At 63.4% G+C, this 15,436-nt stretch carries 17 protein-coding genes and 1 pseudogene; 8 read left to right on the forward strand and 10 right to left on the reverse strand.

The annotated features are described in order from the left end of the window. Positions 1-34: 34 nt before the first annotated feature. On the forward strand, positions 35-577 hold the full coding sequence (locus tag IVB46_RS16480; RefSeq protein WP_081369133.1) for a DUF4112 domain-containing protein: 543 nt from the start codon (positions 35-37) through the stop codon (positions 575-577). 134 nt (positions 578-711) lie between these two features. Here the strand turns inward: IVB46_RS16480 and IVB46_RS16485 are convergent, their stop codons facing one another. From IVB46_RS16485 to msrA, 4 genes are all read right to left on the reverse strand, one after another. Continuing rightward, the gene (locus IVB46_RS16485) at positions 712-1,005 is read right to left on the reverse strand and encodes a hypothetical protein (RefSeq protein WP_063981175.1); all 294 of its coding nucleotides are present in this window, start codon (positions 1,003-1,005) and stop codon (positions 712-714) included. A gap of 214 nt (positions 1,006-1,219) precedes the next feature. Continuing rightward, on the reverse strand, positions 1,220-1,384 hold the full coding sequence (locus IVB46_RS16490; RefSeq protein WP_014492503.1) for a DUF3309 family protein: 165 nt from the start codon (positions 1,382-1,384) through the stop codon (positions 1,220-1,222). A 106-nt stretch (positions 1,385-1,490) separates the two neighbouring features. Then, the gene (gene msrB, locus IVB46_RS16495) at positions 1,491-1,910 is read right to left on the reverse strand and encodes a peptide-methionine (R)-S-oxide reductase MsrB (RefSeq protein ID WP_063981176.1); all 420 of its coding nucleotides are present in this window, start codon (positions 1,908-1,910) and stop codon (positions 1,491-1,493) included. A gap of 45 nt (positions 1,911-1,955) precedes the next feature. Further along, positions 1,956-2,660: a peptide-methionine (S)-S-oxide reductase MsrA gene (gene msrA, locus IVB46_RS16500; protein WP_247302474.1), complete on the reverse strand. Its 705-nt coding sequence runs from the start codon at positions 2,658-2,660 to the stop codon at positions 1,956-1,958. Positions 2,661-2,904: 244 nt separating this feature from the next. Between msrA and IVB46_RS16505 the strand changes: the two genes are divergently transcribed. Next, positions 2,905-4,590 carry a caspase family protein gene (locus IVB46_RS16505; RefSeq protein ID WP_247302475.1) on the forward strand — a complete coding sequence of 562 codons (1,686 nt, stop codon included), beginning with the start codon at positions 2,905-2,907 and terminating at the stop codon, positions 4,588-4,590. Positions 4,591-4,830: 240 nt separating this feature from the next. Here IVB46_RS16505 and IVB46_RS16510 read toward each other — a convergent pair whose 3' ends face one another. The 6 genes from IVB46_RS16510 to napE all read right to left on the reverse strand — a co-directional run bounded on the left by IVB46_RS16510 (position 4,831) and on the right by napE (position 10,210). Further along, the gene (locus IVB46_RS16510; RefSeq protein WP_063981179.1) at positions 4,831-5,946 is read right to left on the reverse strand and encodes an ATP-dependent RecD-like DNA helicase; all 1,116 of its coding nucleotides are present in this window, start codon (positions 5,944-5,946) and stop codon (positions 4,831-4,833) included. 89 nt (positions 5,947-6,035) lie between these two features. After that, complete coding sequence (locus tag IVB46_RS16515; RefSeq protein ID WP_085398940.1) at positions 6,036-6,689, reverse strand: NapC/NirT family cytochrome c; 654 nt, start codon at positions 6,687-6,689, stop codon at positions 6,036-6,038. Continuing rightward, on the reverse strand, positions 6,686-7,156 hold the full coding sequence (locus IVB46_RS16520) for a nitrate reductase cytochrome c-type subunit (protein ID WP_028151035.1): 471 nt from the start codon (positions 7,154-7,156) through the stop codon (positions 6,686-6,688). The genes IVB46_RS16515 and IVB46_RS16520 overlap by 4 nt, the downstream gene beginning before the upstream one ends. After that, positions 7,153-9,666 (reverse strand): nitrate reductase catalytic subunit NapA, encoded by a 2,514-nt coding sequence (gene napA / locus IVB46_RS16525; RefSeq protein WP_247302476.1) that lies wholly within the window; start codon positions 9,664-9,666, stop codon positions 7,153-7,155. Before napA ends, IVB46_RS16520 begins: the two co-directional genes overlap by 4 nt. 17 nt (positions 9,667-9,683) lie before the next feature. Then, the gene (locus IVB46_RS16530) at positions 9,684-9,998 is read right to left on the reverse strand and encodes a chaperone NapD (RefSeq protein WP_247302477.1); all 315 of its coding nucleotides are present in this window, start codon (positions 9,996-9,998) and stop codon (positions 9,684-9,686) included. Positions 9,999-10,024: 26 nt separating this feature from the next. Continuing rightward, positions 10,025-10,210 carry a periplasmic nitrate reductase, NapE protein gene (gene napE, locus IVB46_RS16535; RefSeq protein WP_027532529.1) on the reverse strand — a complete coding sequence of 62 codons (186 nt, stop codon included), beginning with the start codon at positions 10,208-10,210 and terminating at the stop codon, positions 10,025-10,027. Positions 10,211-10,539: 329 nt separating this feature from the next. On the opposite strand from napE, the gene IVB46_RS16540 reads away from it, so the two are divergent. From IVB46_RS16540 to IVB46_RS16565, 6 genes and pseudogenes are all read left to right on the forward strand, one after another. Next, positions 10,540-11,403, forward strand: a complete 864-nt coding sequence (locus IVB46_RS16540; RefSeq protein WP_063981184.1) for a transglutaminase family protein — start codon at positions 10,540-10,542, stop codon at positions 11,401-11,403. A 121-nt stretch (positions 11,404-11,524) separates the two neighbouring features. Further along, on the forward strand, positions 11,525-11,773 hold the full coding sequence (locus IVB46_RS16545; RefSeq protein WP_247302479.1) for a hypothetical protein: 249 nt from the start codon (positions 11,525-11,527) through the stop codon (positions 11,771-11,773). 142 nt (positions 11,774-11,915) lie between these two features. Further along, positions 11,916-12,365, forward strand: a complete 450-nt coding sequence (locus IVB46_RS16550) for an SLC13 family permease (protein WP_247302480.1) — start codon at positions 11,916-11,918, stop codon at positions 12,363-12,365. A 217-nt stretch (positions 12,366-12,582) separates the two neighbouring features. After that, complete coding sequence (locus IVB46_RS16555; protein WP_247302482.1) at positions 12,583-12,723, forward strand: hypothetical protein; 141 nt, start codon at positions 12,583-12,585, stop codon at positions 12,721-12,723. Positions 12,724-12,953: 230 nt separating this feature from the next. Then, positions 12,954-14,101, forward strand: a pseudogene (locus tag IVB46_RS16560) (helix-turn-helix domain-containing protein). Positions 14,102-14,187: 86 nt separating this feature from the next. Beyond that, positions 14,188-15,426, forward strand: a complete 1,239-nt coding sequence (locus tag IVB46_RS16565) for an acyltransferase family protein (RefSeq protein ID WP_247302484.1) — start codon at positions 14,188-14,190, stop codon at positions 15,424-15,426. The last annotated feature ends 10 nt before the right edge of the window (positions 15,427-15,436 follow it).

Consider the following 15,436-nt stretch of genomic DNA (forward strand, 5'->3'; position numbering starts at 1 on the left):
AACTTCCGCCACACCAGTGCGTTCTCCAAAGGCCATGACCATGTCCGACGACGATATTCTTGCTCCGCTCAGACCCCGTTCCGGGTCCCGCGCGCGCGGGAGTTTTTCGGGCACCGAAGCGCGCGGGCCGATCATCGACCAGGACGGCCATGAGATCCGTCCCGAAACACTGGAGCAGGGGTTTCGCGAGTTTCGCTTCGAGTTCGGCCAGGGAAACCCGTTCGGCGATCTGACGCGGGAACAGCGGGTGGCGCGGATCGAGGCGATCGCAAAGCTGCTCGATGTCGCCTTCATCCTGCCCGGCACGAATATCCGCTATGGCATCGACGGCCTGATCGGGCTGATCCCGATCGTCGGCGACATCATCACCACCGCGATCTCGCTGTGGCTGGTGCGAGAGGCCCGCGCGCTGGGCGCGCCGTGGTATCTCACCGCGCGCATGCTCGGCAATGTCGCGGTCGACGGCGTGGTCGGCATGGTGCCGTTCGCGGGCGATGCCTTCGACGTCATGTTCCGTGCCAACATGCGCAACGTCCGCCTGCTGCGCCGCTGGCTCGACAAGCAGCCACGGATTTAGCGTGGCGCTTCTTCCTTCGCTTCTCTCCCGTAAGAACGGGGAGCGGGAGAAGAGAGAGCACCGCCCCAAAAAGCAAAAAGCGCGACGGCCTTTCGGCCATCGCGCTTTCAGCGCATATCGGGCTTAGCGAAAACTTACGCCGCGTCGGCGTCGGTCTCGGGGGCTGGCGCCGGCCGAGGGCGGCGGGGCAGCGGGAAGGCTTCGCTCTCGTAGAGCGAGCGGATGCCGTTCTGGTCGAAGCGCGCTTCCTCGACCTGGAGATAGGCGCCGTTCAGCGAATCCGTCGGCAACTGCTCCATCGCGAACTGCACGGCTTCGGCCGCGGTGCCGAACCGGCGATAGGTGAAGCCTGCACGCTTCTTCTTGCGGATTGCGGCGGGGAAGAGCTCGGCAGAAGTGTTGAAGTTGAACGGACGCAGTGGACGCATGGTCAAAGACCTCGTGATCTTGTCTGGGGCTTTAAGCGCGTGGGGTTTTGAAAGGCAGGGGCCACCATCGAGTGGGCCCGCCGCACATGTCATTTTCGCCCTCTAATATAGGCTGTTTTGACAGAAATGCGACCCCCGCGATGGGAGATGATGAATCCGCGCATGGCAGCTCCGCGAGCGCCGTAAACCAAATAATTTCAATATGTTAGATGGTTTACAGTTTGCCAAGCAGCAGCAGCACGACCAGGACCACCAGTACGACGCCGCCGATCCCCATGCCGGAATGGCCCATGCCATAGCCGTAACCACCGAACCGGCCGGACATGCCGCCCAGCAGATAGATGATCACCAGGATGATCAGGATGGTCCCAAGCGTCATGGCATCCTCCCTGGCGGCTGCCGGATTGCGCGCGTCGGCCCACCGCCAGAAGAGAAAAGCACATCGCGCCGCCGGGTTCCATGACGGAACCGGGCGGCGCGCAATGTTATTTGGGCTCGAGCTTCAGCGCGGCCGAGTTGATGCAGTAGCGCAGGCCGGTCGGGCCGGGGCCGTCGGGGAAGACGTGGCCGAGATGGCCGCTGCACTTGGAGCACAGCACCTCGGTGCGGACCATGCCGTGGCTGGCATCGTGCTCCTCGTCGACATGGCTCTCGACCGCGGGCTGGGTGAAGCTCGGCCAGCCGCAGCCGGAATCGAACTTGGCATCGGACTCGAACAGCACATTGCCGCAGCCGGCGCAGACATAGGTGCCGGCGCGGTGGTCGTGCTCATATTCGCCGGAGAAGGGACGCTCGGTCGCCTTCTCGCGCAGCACCGCGTACTGCATCGGCGACAATTCGCTCCGCCACTGCTCTTCGCTCTTGATGACCTTGTCGTCGGTGGTTTTCGTCTTGGTGTCGGGCATGGGTCTCCCGTTTGTTTGGTGAACTCGTTTTCGGTGATCTTGCGATCAGTTGGTGGCCTTGCTGGCGCTCACCAGCGTCGGCTTTTCAATGTAGTTATCCGCGAACAGCTTTTTCAGGTTCTCGACCTTCGGAATGTCGTTGTAGGCGATGTAGGGCTGGTTCGGGTGCAGCGTCAGATAGTCCTGGTGATAGGCCTCCGCCGGGTAGAACGCTTCCAGCGCGCCGACCTTGGTCACGATCGGCTTGCTGAATACTTTGGCGCCGTTGAGCTGGGCGATATAGGCCTCCGCCACCTTCTTCTGCTCATCGGAGGTGGTGAAGATCGCCGAGCGATATTGCGTGCCGGAGTCGGGGCCCTGGCGGTTGAGCTGGGTCGGGTCGTGCGCCACCGAGAAGTAGATCTGGAGGATCTTGCCGTAGGAGATCTTCTTCGGGTCGAACTTGATCTCGACCGACTCGGCATGGCCGGTCCGGCCGCTCGAGACCGTCTGGTAATCGGCCGTCGCCTTGGTGCCGCCGGCATAGCCGGAGACTGCGTTGACGACGCCGGCGGTGTGCTGGAAGACGCCCTGAACGCCCCAGAAGCAGCCGCCGGCGATGACGGCGGTCTGGATCCCGGTTGCGGACGCCGCATCCACGGTGGGCGCGGGGATCACGACGGCATCCTCCGCGGCCCTGGACGGCACGGCGAAGGCCAGCGTCAGTGCGGTGGTGGCGGCGAGCAGCGAGGCGAGGGCGGTGCGGCGCATGGCGATCCTCTTCGGAAGGTCTGACAGTGTAGGGCGGCCGGGGACGGGCGAACAGCCTGTTTGGCCGCGTTTTCGGACATCTGAGATACGGACGCAGACGGCGATTGTTACGGGGAAACGGACACGAGTCTGTGAAAAATAGCCTCAGACGGCGCGGCTTGGCGAGGCCGGGAACTCCGGGCTAGATGAACGCGCGCGATCGCGCTCGACTCAATCATGTGGTGGCTGGAGCTGACCTGACAACATGCTGCGTGTCATTCCCCTGACCCTCGCCATCCTGATCTCAAATGCCGCCATCGCCGCGGCCGAGCCGCAAGCCGGCGAGGACCTCGCCACCTGTCGCGACCGCCAGGCGGAGGCCCAGGCCCGCGCGACGGCCTGCGACAATCTGTTGAAGGCCGATAAGCTCGGCGGCAAGGACAAGTCGCTCGCGCTCGTCGTGAGTGGCAATGCGCTGATCAACAAGCGCGACTATGACCGCGCCATCGAGGCGCTGTCGTCCGCCATCGATCTCGATCCGGACAATGTCGGCGCCATCAACCTGCGCGGGCTCTCCCATGAGCGCAAGGGCGAGGACAATCTCGCCATGGCCGACTACAATCTCGCCATCCAGAAGCGCGCGAATTTCGGCTATGCCTACAACAATCGCGGCACCATCCATCTGCGCCGGGGCGCGCTGCAAAGCGCGCTCGACGACTTCAACCTGTCGATCAAATACACGCCGACGTTCCTGCTCGGCTGGACCAATCGTGCCCGCATGCGCACCCTGAACAAGGATTTCGACGGCGCGATTGCCGACTTTGCGGCAGCCGAGAAGATCGACCCGGCCGCGCCGCAGATCGCCGGCAATCGCTGCATCACCTACGGCATGATGGGCAAGTACGACCAGGCTTTCGCCGACTGCGACGGCCTGATCCAGAAGCAGCCCAGGAATACCTTCGCGATCAACAATCGCGCCGAGGTCAACGTGATGAAGGGCGACCTCGACGCCGCGCTGAAGGACTACAACACGGTCATTCAGCTCAATCCGAACAGTGTGCGCGCCCATTCCGGCCGCGGCCAGATCTACGAGCGCAGGAAAGATCTCGCCCAGGCCCGCGCCGACTACCGCGCGGCGGCCTATTCGCTGACGAAGTTCGACGAGCCCGACGTCGCGCGCGCCCGCGCCATCGCGCAGGAGCGCCTGGCCGCACTGACGCCGCAGGCGCCGGCCGGGTCCACCGGGCGCCGCGTGGCGCTCGTGATCGGCAACGGCGCCTACAAGAACGTCCACGCCCTGCCCAATCCGCCGCGCGACGCGAAAATGATTGCAAACGTGCTGCGCGATGTCGGCTTCCAGACCGTGATCTCCGTCAGCGACCTCTCCCGCGACAAGTTCTTCGAAGCGCTGCAGACGTTTGCCACCGAAGCGGAGAATGCGGATTGGGCGGTGGTCTATTACGCCGGCCACGGTTTCGAGATCGGCGGCGTGAACTATCTCGTCCCTGTGGACGCCAAACTTGCCGCCGACAGGGACGCCGAGACCCAGGCGGTCGCGCTGGAGCAGGTGATCGCAGCGGTGGGCGCCGCGAGAAAAGTGCGTCTGGTGATGCTGGATGCCTGCCGCGACAATCCCTTTGCGCCGGCCATGCAGCGCACGCTGTCGCTCAAGCTGGTGGACAAGGGCTTTTCCAACATCGAGCCCGGCGCCGGCTTCATGGTGGTCTACGCCGCCAAGCACGGCGAGACCGCGCTGGACGGCGACGGCGGCGCCGACAGCCCCTTCGCCACCGCACTCGCCCGCGAGATCAAGGTGCCGAAGGTCGAAATCCGGAAACTATTCGACATCGTCCGCGATGACGTCTGGTCCGCCACCAAGCACGAGCAGCAGCCGTTTTCATACGGCTCGCCGCCGGGACGCGAGGATTTTTATTTCGTGGCGGGGAAGTGAGGTCTTGCAGAGACCGTAGCCCGGATGGAGCGCAGCGAAATCCGGGAATCGCGAGCGCGGACCCGAACCCCCGGATTACGCTTCGCTCCATCCGGGCTACAACAGTGCCGTAGGGTGGGCAAAGCGACTTGTCCGCCGTAGCTCGAAGAGCGAAGGCGGAAGCGTGCCCACCATTTTTATTGAATGTGTGGAGAGACGGTGGGCACGGTGCGTTGCGCCTTTGCCCACCCTACGGCAGCGTCACACGACGATGCTCAACCGCTTCGCCGCCCGCGTAATCCCCGTATACAGCCACCGCGCCCGGCTATCCTGAAACGCAAAGCTCTCGTCGAACAGCACGACGTCGTCCCATTGCGAGCCCTGCGATTTGTGCACGGTCAGCACATAGCCGTAGTCGAACTCGTCATACGGCTTGCGTTGCTCCCAGGCGATCGCCTCGACGCCGCCCTCGAAGCAATCGGCGCGCACAGAGACTTTTGTCACCTTGTGACCGAAGTCTTCATCCGGCGACAGCCGCATGCTGAGGATGCGCGATTTCGAGCGCGAGGTGTTGCGCGACTTCACGCGCCACAGGCCGCCGTTGAACAGGCCCTTCTTACGGTTGTTGCGCAGGCACACCAGCTTGTCGCCGGCGACCGGGAAGACGTCCTCGATGTTCTGGCGCTGGCGCACCCGCATGTTGTAGGCGCGTCGCGTGTTGTTGCGGCCGACCAGCACCTGGTCGGCGCCCATGACGCGGTCGGGGTCGAGCTCTTTCCGCGACACCACCTCGCTCTCGCCGTAACGGCCGATATCGAGCTCGCGGCCCTCGCGCACATCCATCGACATCCGCACGATCGGATCGTCCTGGGCCTGGCGGTGCACTTCGGTCAGCATCGCATCGGGCTCGGTGTTGGTGAAGAAGCCGCCACCCTGGATCGGCGGCAGCTGCGCGGGATCGCCGAGCACCAGCAGCGGGCAATCGAACGACATCAGGTCGCGGCCCAACTCGGCATCGACCATCGAGCATTCGTCGATCACGATCAGCTTGGCCTTGGAGGCCGGCGCGTCGTCCCACAGCTCGAAGCTCGGCTGCTCCTCGCCGGATTCGCGGGCGCGGTAGATCAGCGAGTGGATGGTGGAGGCCTCGTCGCAACCCTTGTTGCGCATGACCAGCGCGGCCTTGCCGGTGAAGGCGGCGAACTTCACCTCGCCGTCGACGCCTTCGGCGATGTGCCGCGCCAGCGTGGTCTTGCCGGTGCCGGCAAAGCCAAACAGGCGGAACACCGGCGGCGTGCCGTTGCGGCCGGGTTTTGCCTTGAGCCAGTCGGCAACGGCTTTGAGCGCGGCATCCTGATGCGGGGTGAAAGTGGCCATGTCTGTCTTGAGGAAGGGCAGAATCGAGGCGATTCGCCATCCCTCGAAACTAACCATTCGGCCCAAGGGTTCAAGCGGCCCAGCCGCCCCTATTGCCAGCCGGGAACGCCGCGCATGTCGGGCAGGTGGTGGGCGATGCCCTTGTGGCAGTCGATGCAGGTCTTTTCCTTGGTGAACAGGAAGCGCTGGTGCGCCACCGAGGCCCGCGGCGACTGCTTGGTGATGTCCATGGAATCGGCGCTGTGGCAGTTGCGGCATTCCAGGGAATCGTTGGCCTTGAAACGCGCCCATTCATGCGCGGCCAGCTCGAGCCGGTGGTCCAAGAATTTCTCGCGGGTGTCGATGGTGCCAAAAATTTTGCCCCAGACCTCCTTGGAGGCCTGCATCTTGCGCGCGATCTTGTCGGTCCAGTTGTGCGGCACGTGGCAGTCCGGGCAGGTCGCGCGCACGCCGGAGCGATTGGTGAAGTGGATGGTCGACTTCAGCTCGGCGAAGACGTTTTCGCGCATCTCGTGACAGCCGGTGCAGAACTTCTCGGTGTTGGTCAGTTCCAGCGCGGTGTTGAAGCCGCCCCAGAAGATCACGCCGGCCGCAAAGCCCGCGAGCACCAGCACGCCGAGCCCGAACACCGAGCTCGGCCGGATCAGCACCTGCCAGAGTTCGCGCGCGAAGTCCCAGCAGCGCAGCATAAAGCTACGCTTGGCTTCCACCTTTCCCTTGGGCTCGTCGGCAGCCGTCGTCATCGGCGGCCACCGGGGCTGGCGCGCGACAGCAGCGTGTCGATGTCGATGAAATCGTTGCTCACCGGCGGCGTCGCGGTGTTCTGCGGCACGTGGCATTCCGTGCAGAAGAAGCGCCGCGGCGAGATCGAGGCCAGGAACTGGCCGTCGCGGTCCATGAAATGCGTGATCGAAACCATCGGCGCCTGCGATTCCGCGATGCGTGCCCGCGCATGGCAGGACAGGCATTTGTTGCCGTTGAGGTCGATCTGGTAGCCGTCGATGGTGTGCGGGATCACCGGCGGCTGCTCCGGGTAGTTGCGCACCTCTCTCTCGGACGTATTGCGGTTCGGCAGCATCGGCGGCGCCGCGCCCTCGTCATTGAGCGGGGCCGGTCCGCGCAGGCCTGACGTTACCGTCTGCGCGGTGAGAGAGCTCGCGCCCGCGGCGATCGCGACCGCGAGCAGGGCTATGCCAAATCGTTTCATCATGACAGGTTCACCCGCTCGATGCGCACGGCGCATTTCTTGTAATCGGTCTGCAGCGAGATCGGATCGGTCGCGTCCAGCGTCACCTTGTTGATCATCTTGGATTCGTCGAACCACGGCACGAACACGAGGCCACGTGGCGGCCGGTCGCGGCCGCGTGTCTCGACGCGGGCGCGGATGAAACCGCGGCGGGATTCCACCTTCACCTCGTCGCCGCGCCGGAGTTTTGCTTCCGACGCATCGTCGGGATGCATGAAGCAGACAGCCTCGGGGAACGCCTTGTAGAGCTCGGGCACGCGGCGCGTCATGGTGCCGGAATGCCAGTGCTCCAGCACGCGGCCGGTCGAGAGCCAGAACGGATATTCGCTGTCGGGCGATTCCGCCGGCGGCTCGTAGGGCAGGGCGAAGATGCGCGCTCTGCCGTCGGGATAGCCGTAGAACTGCACGTCGGTGCCCTGCTTGACGTAGGGGTCGCTGCCCTCGCGGAAACGCCATTTGGTTTCCTGGCCGTTGACGACGGGCCAGCGCAGGCCGCGCTCGCGGTGATAGGCCTCGAACGGCGCGAGGTCGTGACCGTGGCCGCGGCCGAACGAGGCGTACTCTTCAAAAAGTCCCTTCTGAACGTAGAAGCCGAACGCCTTGGATTCCGTGTTGGCGTAGCCTTCCTCGATCTCCGAGGTCGGAAACTTGTCGACCTGGCCGTTCTTGTAGAGCACGTCGAACAGCGTCTTGCCGCGAACCTCCGGCTTCTTGGCGATCAACTCCTCCGGCCAGACTTCCTCGATCTTGAAGCGCTTGGAGAACTCCATGAGCTGCCAGAGATCGGACTTGGCCTCGCCGGGCGCGTTGACGAGCTGGTGCCAGAACTGCGTGCGCCGCTCGGCATTGCCGTAGGCGCCTTCCTTCTCCACCCACATCGCGGTCGGCAGGATCAGATCAGCGGCCAGCGCCGTCACCGACGGATAGGCGTCCGAGACCACAATGAAATTGTCGGGATTGCGGAAGCCCGGATAGGTCTCCTCGTTGGCGTTGGGACCGGCCTGGAGGTTGTTGTTGACCTGCACCCAATAGGCGTTGATCAGGCCGTCCTTCAGCATCCGGCTTTGCAGCACGGCGTGGGCGCCGTTCTTGTCGGGAATGGTGCCTTCCGGCAGCAGCCAGAGATGCTCGGCCTTGTCGCGATGCTCCTTGTTGGTGACGACCATGTCGGCCGGCAGGCGGTGCGAGAAGGTGCCGACCTCGCGCGCGGTGCCGCAGGCCGAAGGCTGGCCGGTCAGCGAGAACGGGCTGTTGCCGGGCGAGGAGATCTTTCCGGTCAGAAGATGGATGTTGTAGACGAGGTTGTTGCACCAGACGCCGCGGGTGTGCTGGTTGAAGCCCATGGTCCAGAACGAGACCACCTTTGTCTTCGGATCGGCGTAGAGATCGGCGAGCGCCTCGAGCCGGTTCATCGGCACGCCGGACATCTCGGCCGCCTTCTCCAGCGTGTAGTCCGAGACGAATTTTACGAATTCGTCATAGCTCATGTCGGTGGAGTCGTTGGCCTTGGCCGCACCGGTTGCTTTTTTCTGCAGCGGATGCTCGGGCCGCAATCCATAGCCAATGTCGGTCTGCCCGCGCCGGAAGATCGTATGCGCAGCGACGAAATCCTTGTTGACGCGTCCGGTCTTGATGATGTGGTTGGCGATGGCGTTGAGGATGTAGAGATCGGTCTGTGGCTTGAACACCATGCCGATGTCGGCAAGGTCGAACGAGCGGTGCTCGAAGGTGGACAGCACGGCGACGCGGACATGCGGCGCGGACAGCCGGCGGTCGGCGAGGCGCGTCCACAAAATGGGATGCATCTCCGCCATGTTGGAGCCCCACAGCACGAAGGCGTCGGTCGCCTCGATGTCGTCATAGCAGCCGGCCGGCTCGTCGATGCCGAAGGTGCGCATCATGCCGGCGACGGCGGAGGCCATGCAGTGCCGCGCGTTGGGGTCGATGTTGTTGGTGCGGAAGCCGGCCTTGTAGAGCTTCGAGGCGGCGTAACCTTCCCAGATCGTCCACTGGCCGGAGCCGAACATGGCGAGACCGTTGGGCCCGCGCTTCTTCAGCGTTTCCTTCCACTTCACCTCCATGATGTCGAAGGCTTCGGTCCAGCTGATTGGCGTGAACTCGCCGTTCTTGTCGTACTTGCCGCCCGTCTTGCGCAGCATCGGCTGCGTCAGCCGGTCGTGGCCGTACATGATCTTGGAGAGGAAGTAGCCCTTGACGCAATTGAGGCCGCGATTGACCTCGGCCTTGATGTCGCCGTGGGTGGCGACGACGCGGTTGTCCTTGGTCGCGACCATCACGGAACAGCCGGTGCCGCAGAAGCGGCAGGCGGCCTTGTCCCATTTCAGTTCGCTGTTGTCGCGCTCGGCGACGAGATTGGCGGCGAGCGCCGGTGCCGGCATGCCCGCAGCGGCGGCCGCTATCGCGGCGGCCTCGAGCTTCAGCATCTGGCGGCGGTCGAGCTTTGGCGATGTCATGATGGCTCTCCCGTCCCTTAGGCGGTTTCGATGGCGTGGAAGACCAGCGCCGCGGAATAGACGTTGGGCAGCGACTGGATGGTGTTGAGCAGGGTGCCGAGGCTGCCGGCATCCGGCGCTTCGGTCACGACGACGAGTTTTCCGCGCGGGTCTCGTCCGTGAATTTCGCAGCCGGGAAGTGCTGCGATCTCGGCTTCCAGCGCGTCGAGGCGTTCGGGGCGGGCCTGCACGATGATGCTGGCGATCTCGCAGCCTGGCGGCGCGACGACGCGGTCGGCGCTGAGCACCCGGCCGGTGATCAATGCGCGGCGGTTGAGTGTGGATTGGGCCATGATGCCTGTCTTTCGCTGTTCGGAGGTCAATGCGGGGAGGGTGGCGGGCCGGGAGGACCGGCGAACATCTGGTAGATCCAGACGCCGAGCCCGTATGAGCCGACCGTTCCGACCGCGAGGACGGGCATCACGACCGCGGTCAGGAACAGGAAAGCGAAAATCTCCATGCGCTTACGGCGCACGCGCGAAGTCGTGTCGTCAGGGGCCGACATATTCGGTCTCTCTGAAATGGTGCTGGAATCGGGACGGCATCCGGGCCGTTGCCTTGCTGCACTTTAGATGCAGCAGGGCCGCTGCCGCGTTGATCTGGATCAACCCGTCGACTTGACCGGATGTCGCGGCGCGGCCAACGGACCGAGCCGCGGCGCTCCGTGCGCGCGAGAGAAGCAAGCGGCAACGATCGTTACCCAAAAGCGAAGATGCTTTGCGGCTCGGGGGTCAGGCCGCATACATCTTCTCTTGCCTCGGAAATGCCCGCGACCTACTACCAGTGGTAGCGGGCGCCGCAACATCCATCGCTGCTACGTGGCGGGAGCTACATATGAGGCGAATCCGAATCATTCATAAGACCGAATATTTTTACAATCAGCCGGTCACCTTCGGCACTCATCGAGCCATGATGCGGCCTCGCGAGGGACATGACGTCCACATCGTGAGAGGGTCGATCGATATCGAGCCGAACGCCGAAGTTCGCTGGTTGCGCGACAATTACGACAATGCCATCGCAGTCGTGACCTTTTTGGAATTATCCGACACGCTCAGGATCGCAAGCGAGGTCGACGTCGACCTTTACCACGACGACCCCATTGAATGGCGGATTGCGCCATTCGCCAGTTCATTTCCCTTCCAATATCCCCCGGAGGAGCAGCTTGAGCTGACGGTGTATCGTCTCCCGAGCTATCTCTACGACGCCACCGCCCTGCTCGAATGGTTGCGCGATCTCTACAAACCCGGTCAGTTGATCGGCACGCTGGACCTTCTGAACAATTTGAATACTCACATCTACCGATCGTTCAAATACGTTTCCCGCGAGGCTCTCGGGGTTCAATCACCCAACGAAACGCTGCGACTCGGCAGCGGGACCTGTCGCGACTATGCGGTGTTCATGATGGAAGCTGCCCGCTACTGGGGATTTGGTGCGCGCTTTGTCACCGGCTACATCCAGATGGCCGAGGGACAACACGGCGCCACGCACGCCTGGACCGAGATCTATATCCCCGGAGCCGGGTGGCGCGGCTATGATCCCACCAACAACAAGATCGTCGGCAGTGAACACATACCCGTCGCCGTGACGCGCGAACAGGAAAGGGCCTCTCCTCTTTCCGGGACGTGGGATGGTCCGGCGGATGCATTCAGCCGGATGAACGTCTCGGTGCAAGTCATATCAATACCAGCATCGCCATGATCGTAGTCCACGGTCGATCACGGCAAGCGCGGGTTGGCGGCCAGTCGGTGTGTCCTTGATCCCTCGCCCGTCTTGTCATCATCATTTGAATTGAAGTCGGCGACTTCCATGGCAGGCATCCATGTTTGATCCGACGATTGTCTTGGTCCTTCTCGGGGCTGCGATCCTGATGTTCGCGATCAACAGGCCGCGCCTGGATGTGGTCGCAGTGATCATGCTCCTTGCGCTCCCCTTCACCGGTGTCCTCACCATGAGCGAAGCATTGGCAGGTTTCAGCGATCCGAACATTGTGCTAACGCCGGCAACCCGAACCTCTCGGTCTGGATCGATGAGTACAAACTCGCGGACCGCGAATAACGGCTGCGCGTGACGGAACAATCGTCTCTCGCCGGCATGACCATTGAAGCCCTGGACCTTCGCGGCTCGGCCGGAGCAAGCATTGTGGCCGTGGAACGCAGCCGCAGATTTGGTCACCATCAGCCTGCCCCGCCGAGTCCAAGCAGGTTCTCCAGGTGCCGGGCAAGGCGCCGCAGGCGGTGATTTGCCTGGCGCCCGTCGTTGGTTTGATGGTCAGCGGCCTGATCCCGAATGTGCAGGCCGCCCTGATCGGATGCATGCTGATGGGCGCACTGGGCTGTATCGACATTACCAGCGCTTACCGTTCGGTCGACTGGAAGACCATTGTCCTCATTGTTGGAATGTTGCCGTTTTCAGTCGCCCTGGAGAGAACCGGCGGGGTTGAACTTGCGGCTGATGGGCTAAGAGCCATCACCAGCGGTGCCGGCCATCACGTCATGCTCGCCACGCTCTTTGCCATGACGGCGCTGCTTGGGATGTTTATCTCGAATACCGCGACGGCAGTATTGATGGCCCCCGTCGCTATCGCTGTCGCGAAGGAAATGCATGCCTCGCCGTATCCGTTTGCAATGCGGTGGGCCTGGCTGCTTCGACTGCTTTCATGACGCCTGTGTCGTCGCCGGTTAACACGTTGGTGGTCGCCCCCGGACATTACACGTTCGGTGACTTTGTGCGCATCGGCGTACCGTTTTCCCGGGTCGTCTTGATCGTCTGCACCTTGCTCGTGCCCTGGCTGTTGCCGCTCTGAACCGGGTAACGTCCTGAATTTGTTAAACGTGATTTGCTTCGCGATCTCGTCGGTCGCCGAGAACGAGGAGCACGATGGGCGCCAACGGCCCGACGCAGAACGCTATCCAAAACCAGAGCTTGCGCGATCTGCCACGCTCCCGGGCCATCTCGGCGGCAAGAGGCATTGACGCAAAGAAAACGATGAAAATGAAAATCGACAACGGGTCCATCTGATCGTCTCCGACTGCCATCGCAACCATAACACGGAGCCGGCCTCGGATGCCGGAGCTCAGCGAAAAGTGACAGCGCCTCGACGGCGACGACGAGTTTTCCGCTCTTTCGCTTTTGGGAGATCAATGGGGGAAGTTGGCGGGCCGGGACCACCGGCGCAATTTTGGATTGTGCCCGCGCAAGGGCGGTGCGAGAGTCTGATCTCGAACGGGGAAACGCGGATTGTGAACGCGATGGGGCTCACGGCCATCGATCTCGGACTTCGCGGCGCCGCGTGCGGCGTGTTCCTGCTGATCGTGCTCGCGGCGCTCCAGCGCCGCCTCGCCAATCAGCACGCCTTGCTGGGCATCGCGATGTGCGCAGGCGGCATATTCTATGCGATCGTGACCGCGCCCAACTTCCCCAAAACGGCCTGGTGGTGGACGCTGCCGATCCTGTCCGCGCAGCCGGCCGTCTTCTGGCTGTGGGCGCGCGCGGCGTTCGACGACGATTTCGTGCTCAAGCGGTGGCACGGCGCCCTGTGGCTGAGCATCGTGGCCTATGGGTTTGCGATCACGCTGGGCTGGGCGCACTGGCCCGCTCTGGCTGGTGCAGCCGGTCGAGTCCTGGCATTGGGCACCCTGGTGCTGGCCCTCGCTGCCGCGGTTCAGACGGTCAAGACCTGGCGGGCCGATCTGGTCGCGCGGCGCCGCCGATTGCGGCTGGCGATGCTTGCGATCAATATCGTGCTCATCGCGGCCGTCGGCGCCGCCGGCTTCGCCGCAATTCCCGTCGCGGTTCCCGGCGCGCCGGCAGTCTCCCGACCGCGCTCGGCCTGTTCGTGGTGGCCATGCTCGCCGGATTGGGAGCCTTCGCCACGCAGCCGGCCGAGCCCGTCAATGACGCCACGGCAGCCATTGCATCCAGCGACGCGCGCGAGGCCGATCGTGGTCCTGTGGGCCGGGTCATCGTCGATCCCCGGATCGCCGTCGATCCGATTCTGCTCAGGCGTCTCGACCATCTGATGACCGTGGAGCGAACCTATCGGCAGGAAGGTCTTGCGATCGGGGCGCTCGCCGCACGGTTAGAGGTTCCCGAGCATCGGCTGCGCCAGGCCATCAACGAAGGGCTGGGCTATCGGAACTTCAATGCGTTCCTGAACCGCTACCGCATCGAGGATGCCAGGCTGGCGCTGTCCGACGCGACGCAGCGGGAGGTTCCGGTGCTGACCATCGCCATGGATGCGGGCTTCCAGTCGATCGGACCTTTCAACCGCGCATTCAAGGCCGAGACCGGCGTAACTCCGACCGAATTCCGGCGCGAGGCGCTGAGCCGGCCGCAAACGGCGCCGGATGCCGACCGCTATTTGGAAATCGGCCAGCTGCGCCGAGAAATCGGCTAGCCGATTATAGGATTGGGCAAGAGAGCCCTGACATGATCGGGCAGATTGCCGGAAACAAGCCTTTCACCAGCAAGCCGAGTCCGTCCATGTCCCGATCGACCGCCATCGCCCCCGCATCGGAACGGCTGCACGCGCTCGACGCGGTCAGGGGTTTTGCCCTGCTGCTCGGCATCGTCCTGCACGCAACCCTGTCGTTCGTGCCGGCCCCGACCAGGATCTGGATCATCCAGGATACCCATCAAAGCCTGGCCCTGGGCCTGCTGTTCTTCGTCATCCACGTCTTCCGGATGACGACCTTCTTCCTGATGGCGGGTTTCTTCGCTCGCATGAGCTTTCATCGCCGGGGAATCTGGGGCTTCGTCACGGACAGGTTGCAGAGGATCGGACTGCCGCTAGTGGTCGGCTGGCCGATCGTGTTTACGCCGATGGCCCTGGTGGTCATATGGGCCGCGGGCTTTCCGAACGGCGGCCCGATCCCCGGCGCACCTCGCTGGCCGCCGGTGCTGCCGAATTTCCCGCTGACCCATCTCTGGTTTCTCTATGTGCTGCTGGAGCTATATGTCGCCATGCTCCTGCTGCGCGGCGCAATTGTCTGGCTCGATGTATCAGGCACGCTGCGAACGGTTGTCGACCGCCTCTTTGCGCAGATTATGCAAAATCCGCTGGCGCCCCTGGTTCTGGCGATCCCGATCGGCATCGCTTTCTGCCTCGATCAAAGATGGATCAATGTGATGGGCGTGAGGACGCCGGATCAATCGCTCGTCACGAACCTCCAGGCGTGGGTCGGCTTCGGCACTGCCTTCGGCTTCGGTTGGTTGCTGCATCGGCAGGCCGATCTACTGCGGATTTTGGAGCGACGCTGGCTGTGGAATCTCTTGCCGGCGCTCGGCCTCATTCTGATCAGTTTCGTGCTTGTCGGGGTGATGATGTCCGTGCCGGGTGCGCCGAAACTGCCGGTCAGTTTCGCCACGCTCAGGCTTGTCTCCGCCATCCTGTATGCACCGGCGATATGGATCTCGACCTTCGCGGTCCTCGGCCTCGCACTTCGCTTCATGTCCGGCTTCAGCCCGACCCGGCGCTACCTCGCCGATGCGTCCTACTGGCTCTATCTGATCCACATGCCGATCGTGATGGCGCTACAGGTCGTGCTGTCGCAGCTCGACTGGCCCGGGCCGATCAAGTTCGCCATCATTCTCGTCGTGGCGATTCTCCCGATGTTGGCGAGCTATCATCTGCTGGTGCGCTTCACCTTCATCGGCGTGGTGCTGAATGGCCGCCGCGCCGAAAAGCGCGTTCTCCCGCGCGGCGGAATTGCGACCGCGTAGACAGCGCCTC

This window comes from Bradyrhizobium sp. 61 (assembly GCF_023073075.1).
GTDB lineage: Bacteria > Pseudomonadota > Alphaproteobacteria > Rhizobiales > Xanthobacteraceae > Bradyrhizobium > Bradyrhizobium barranii.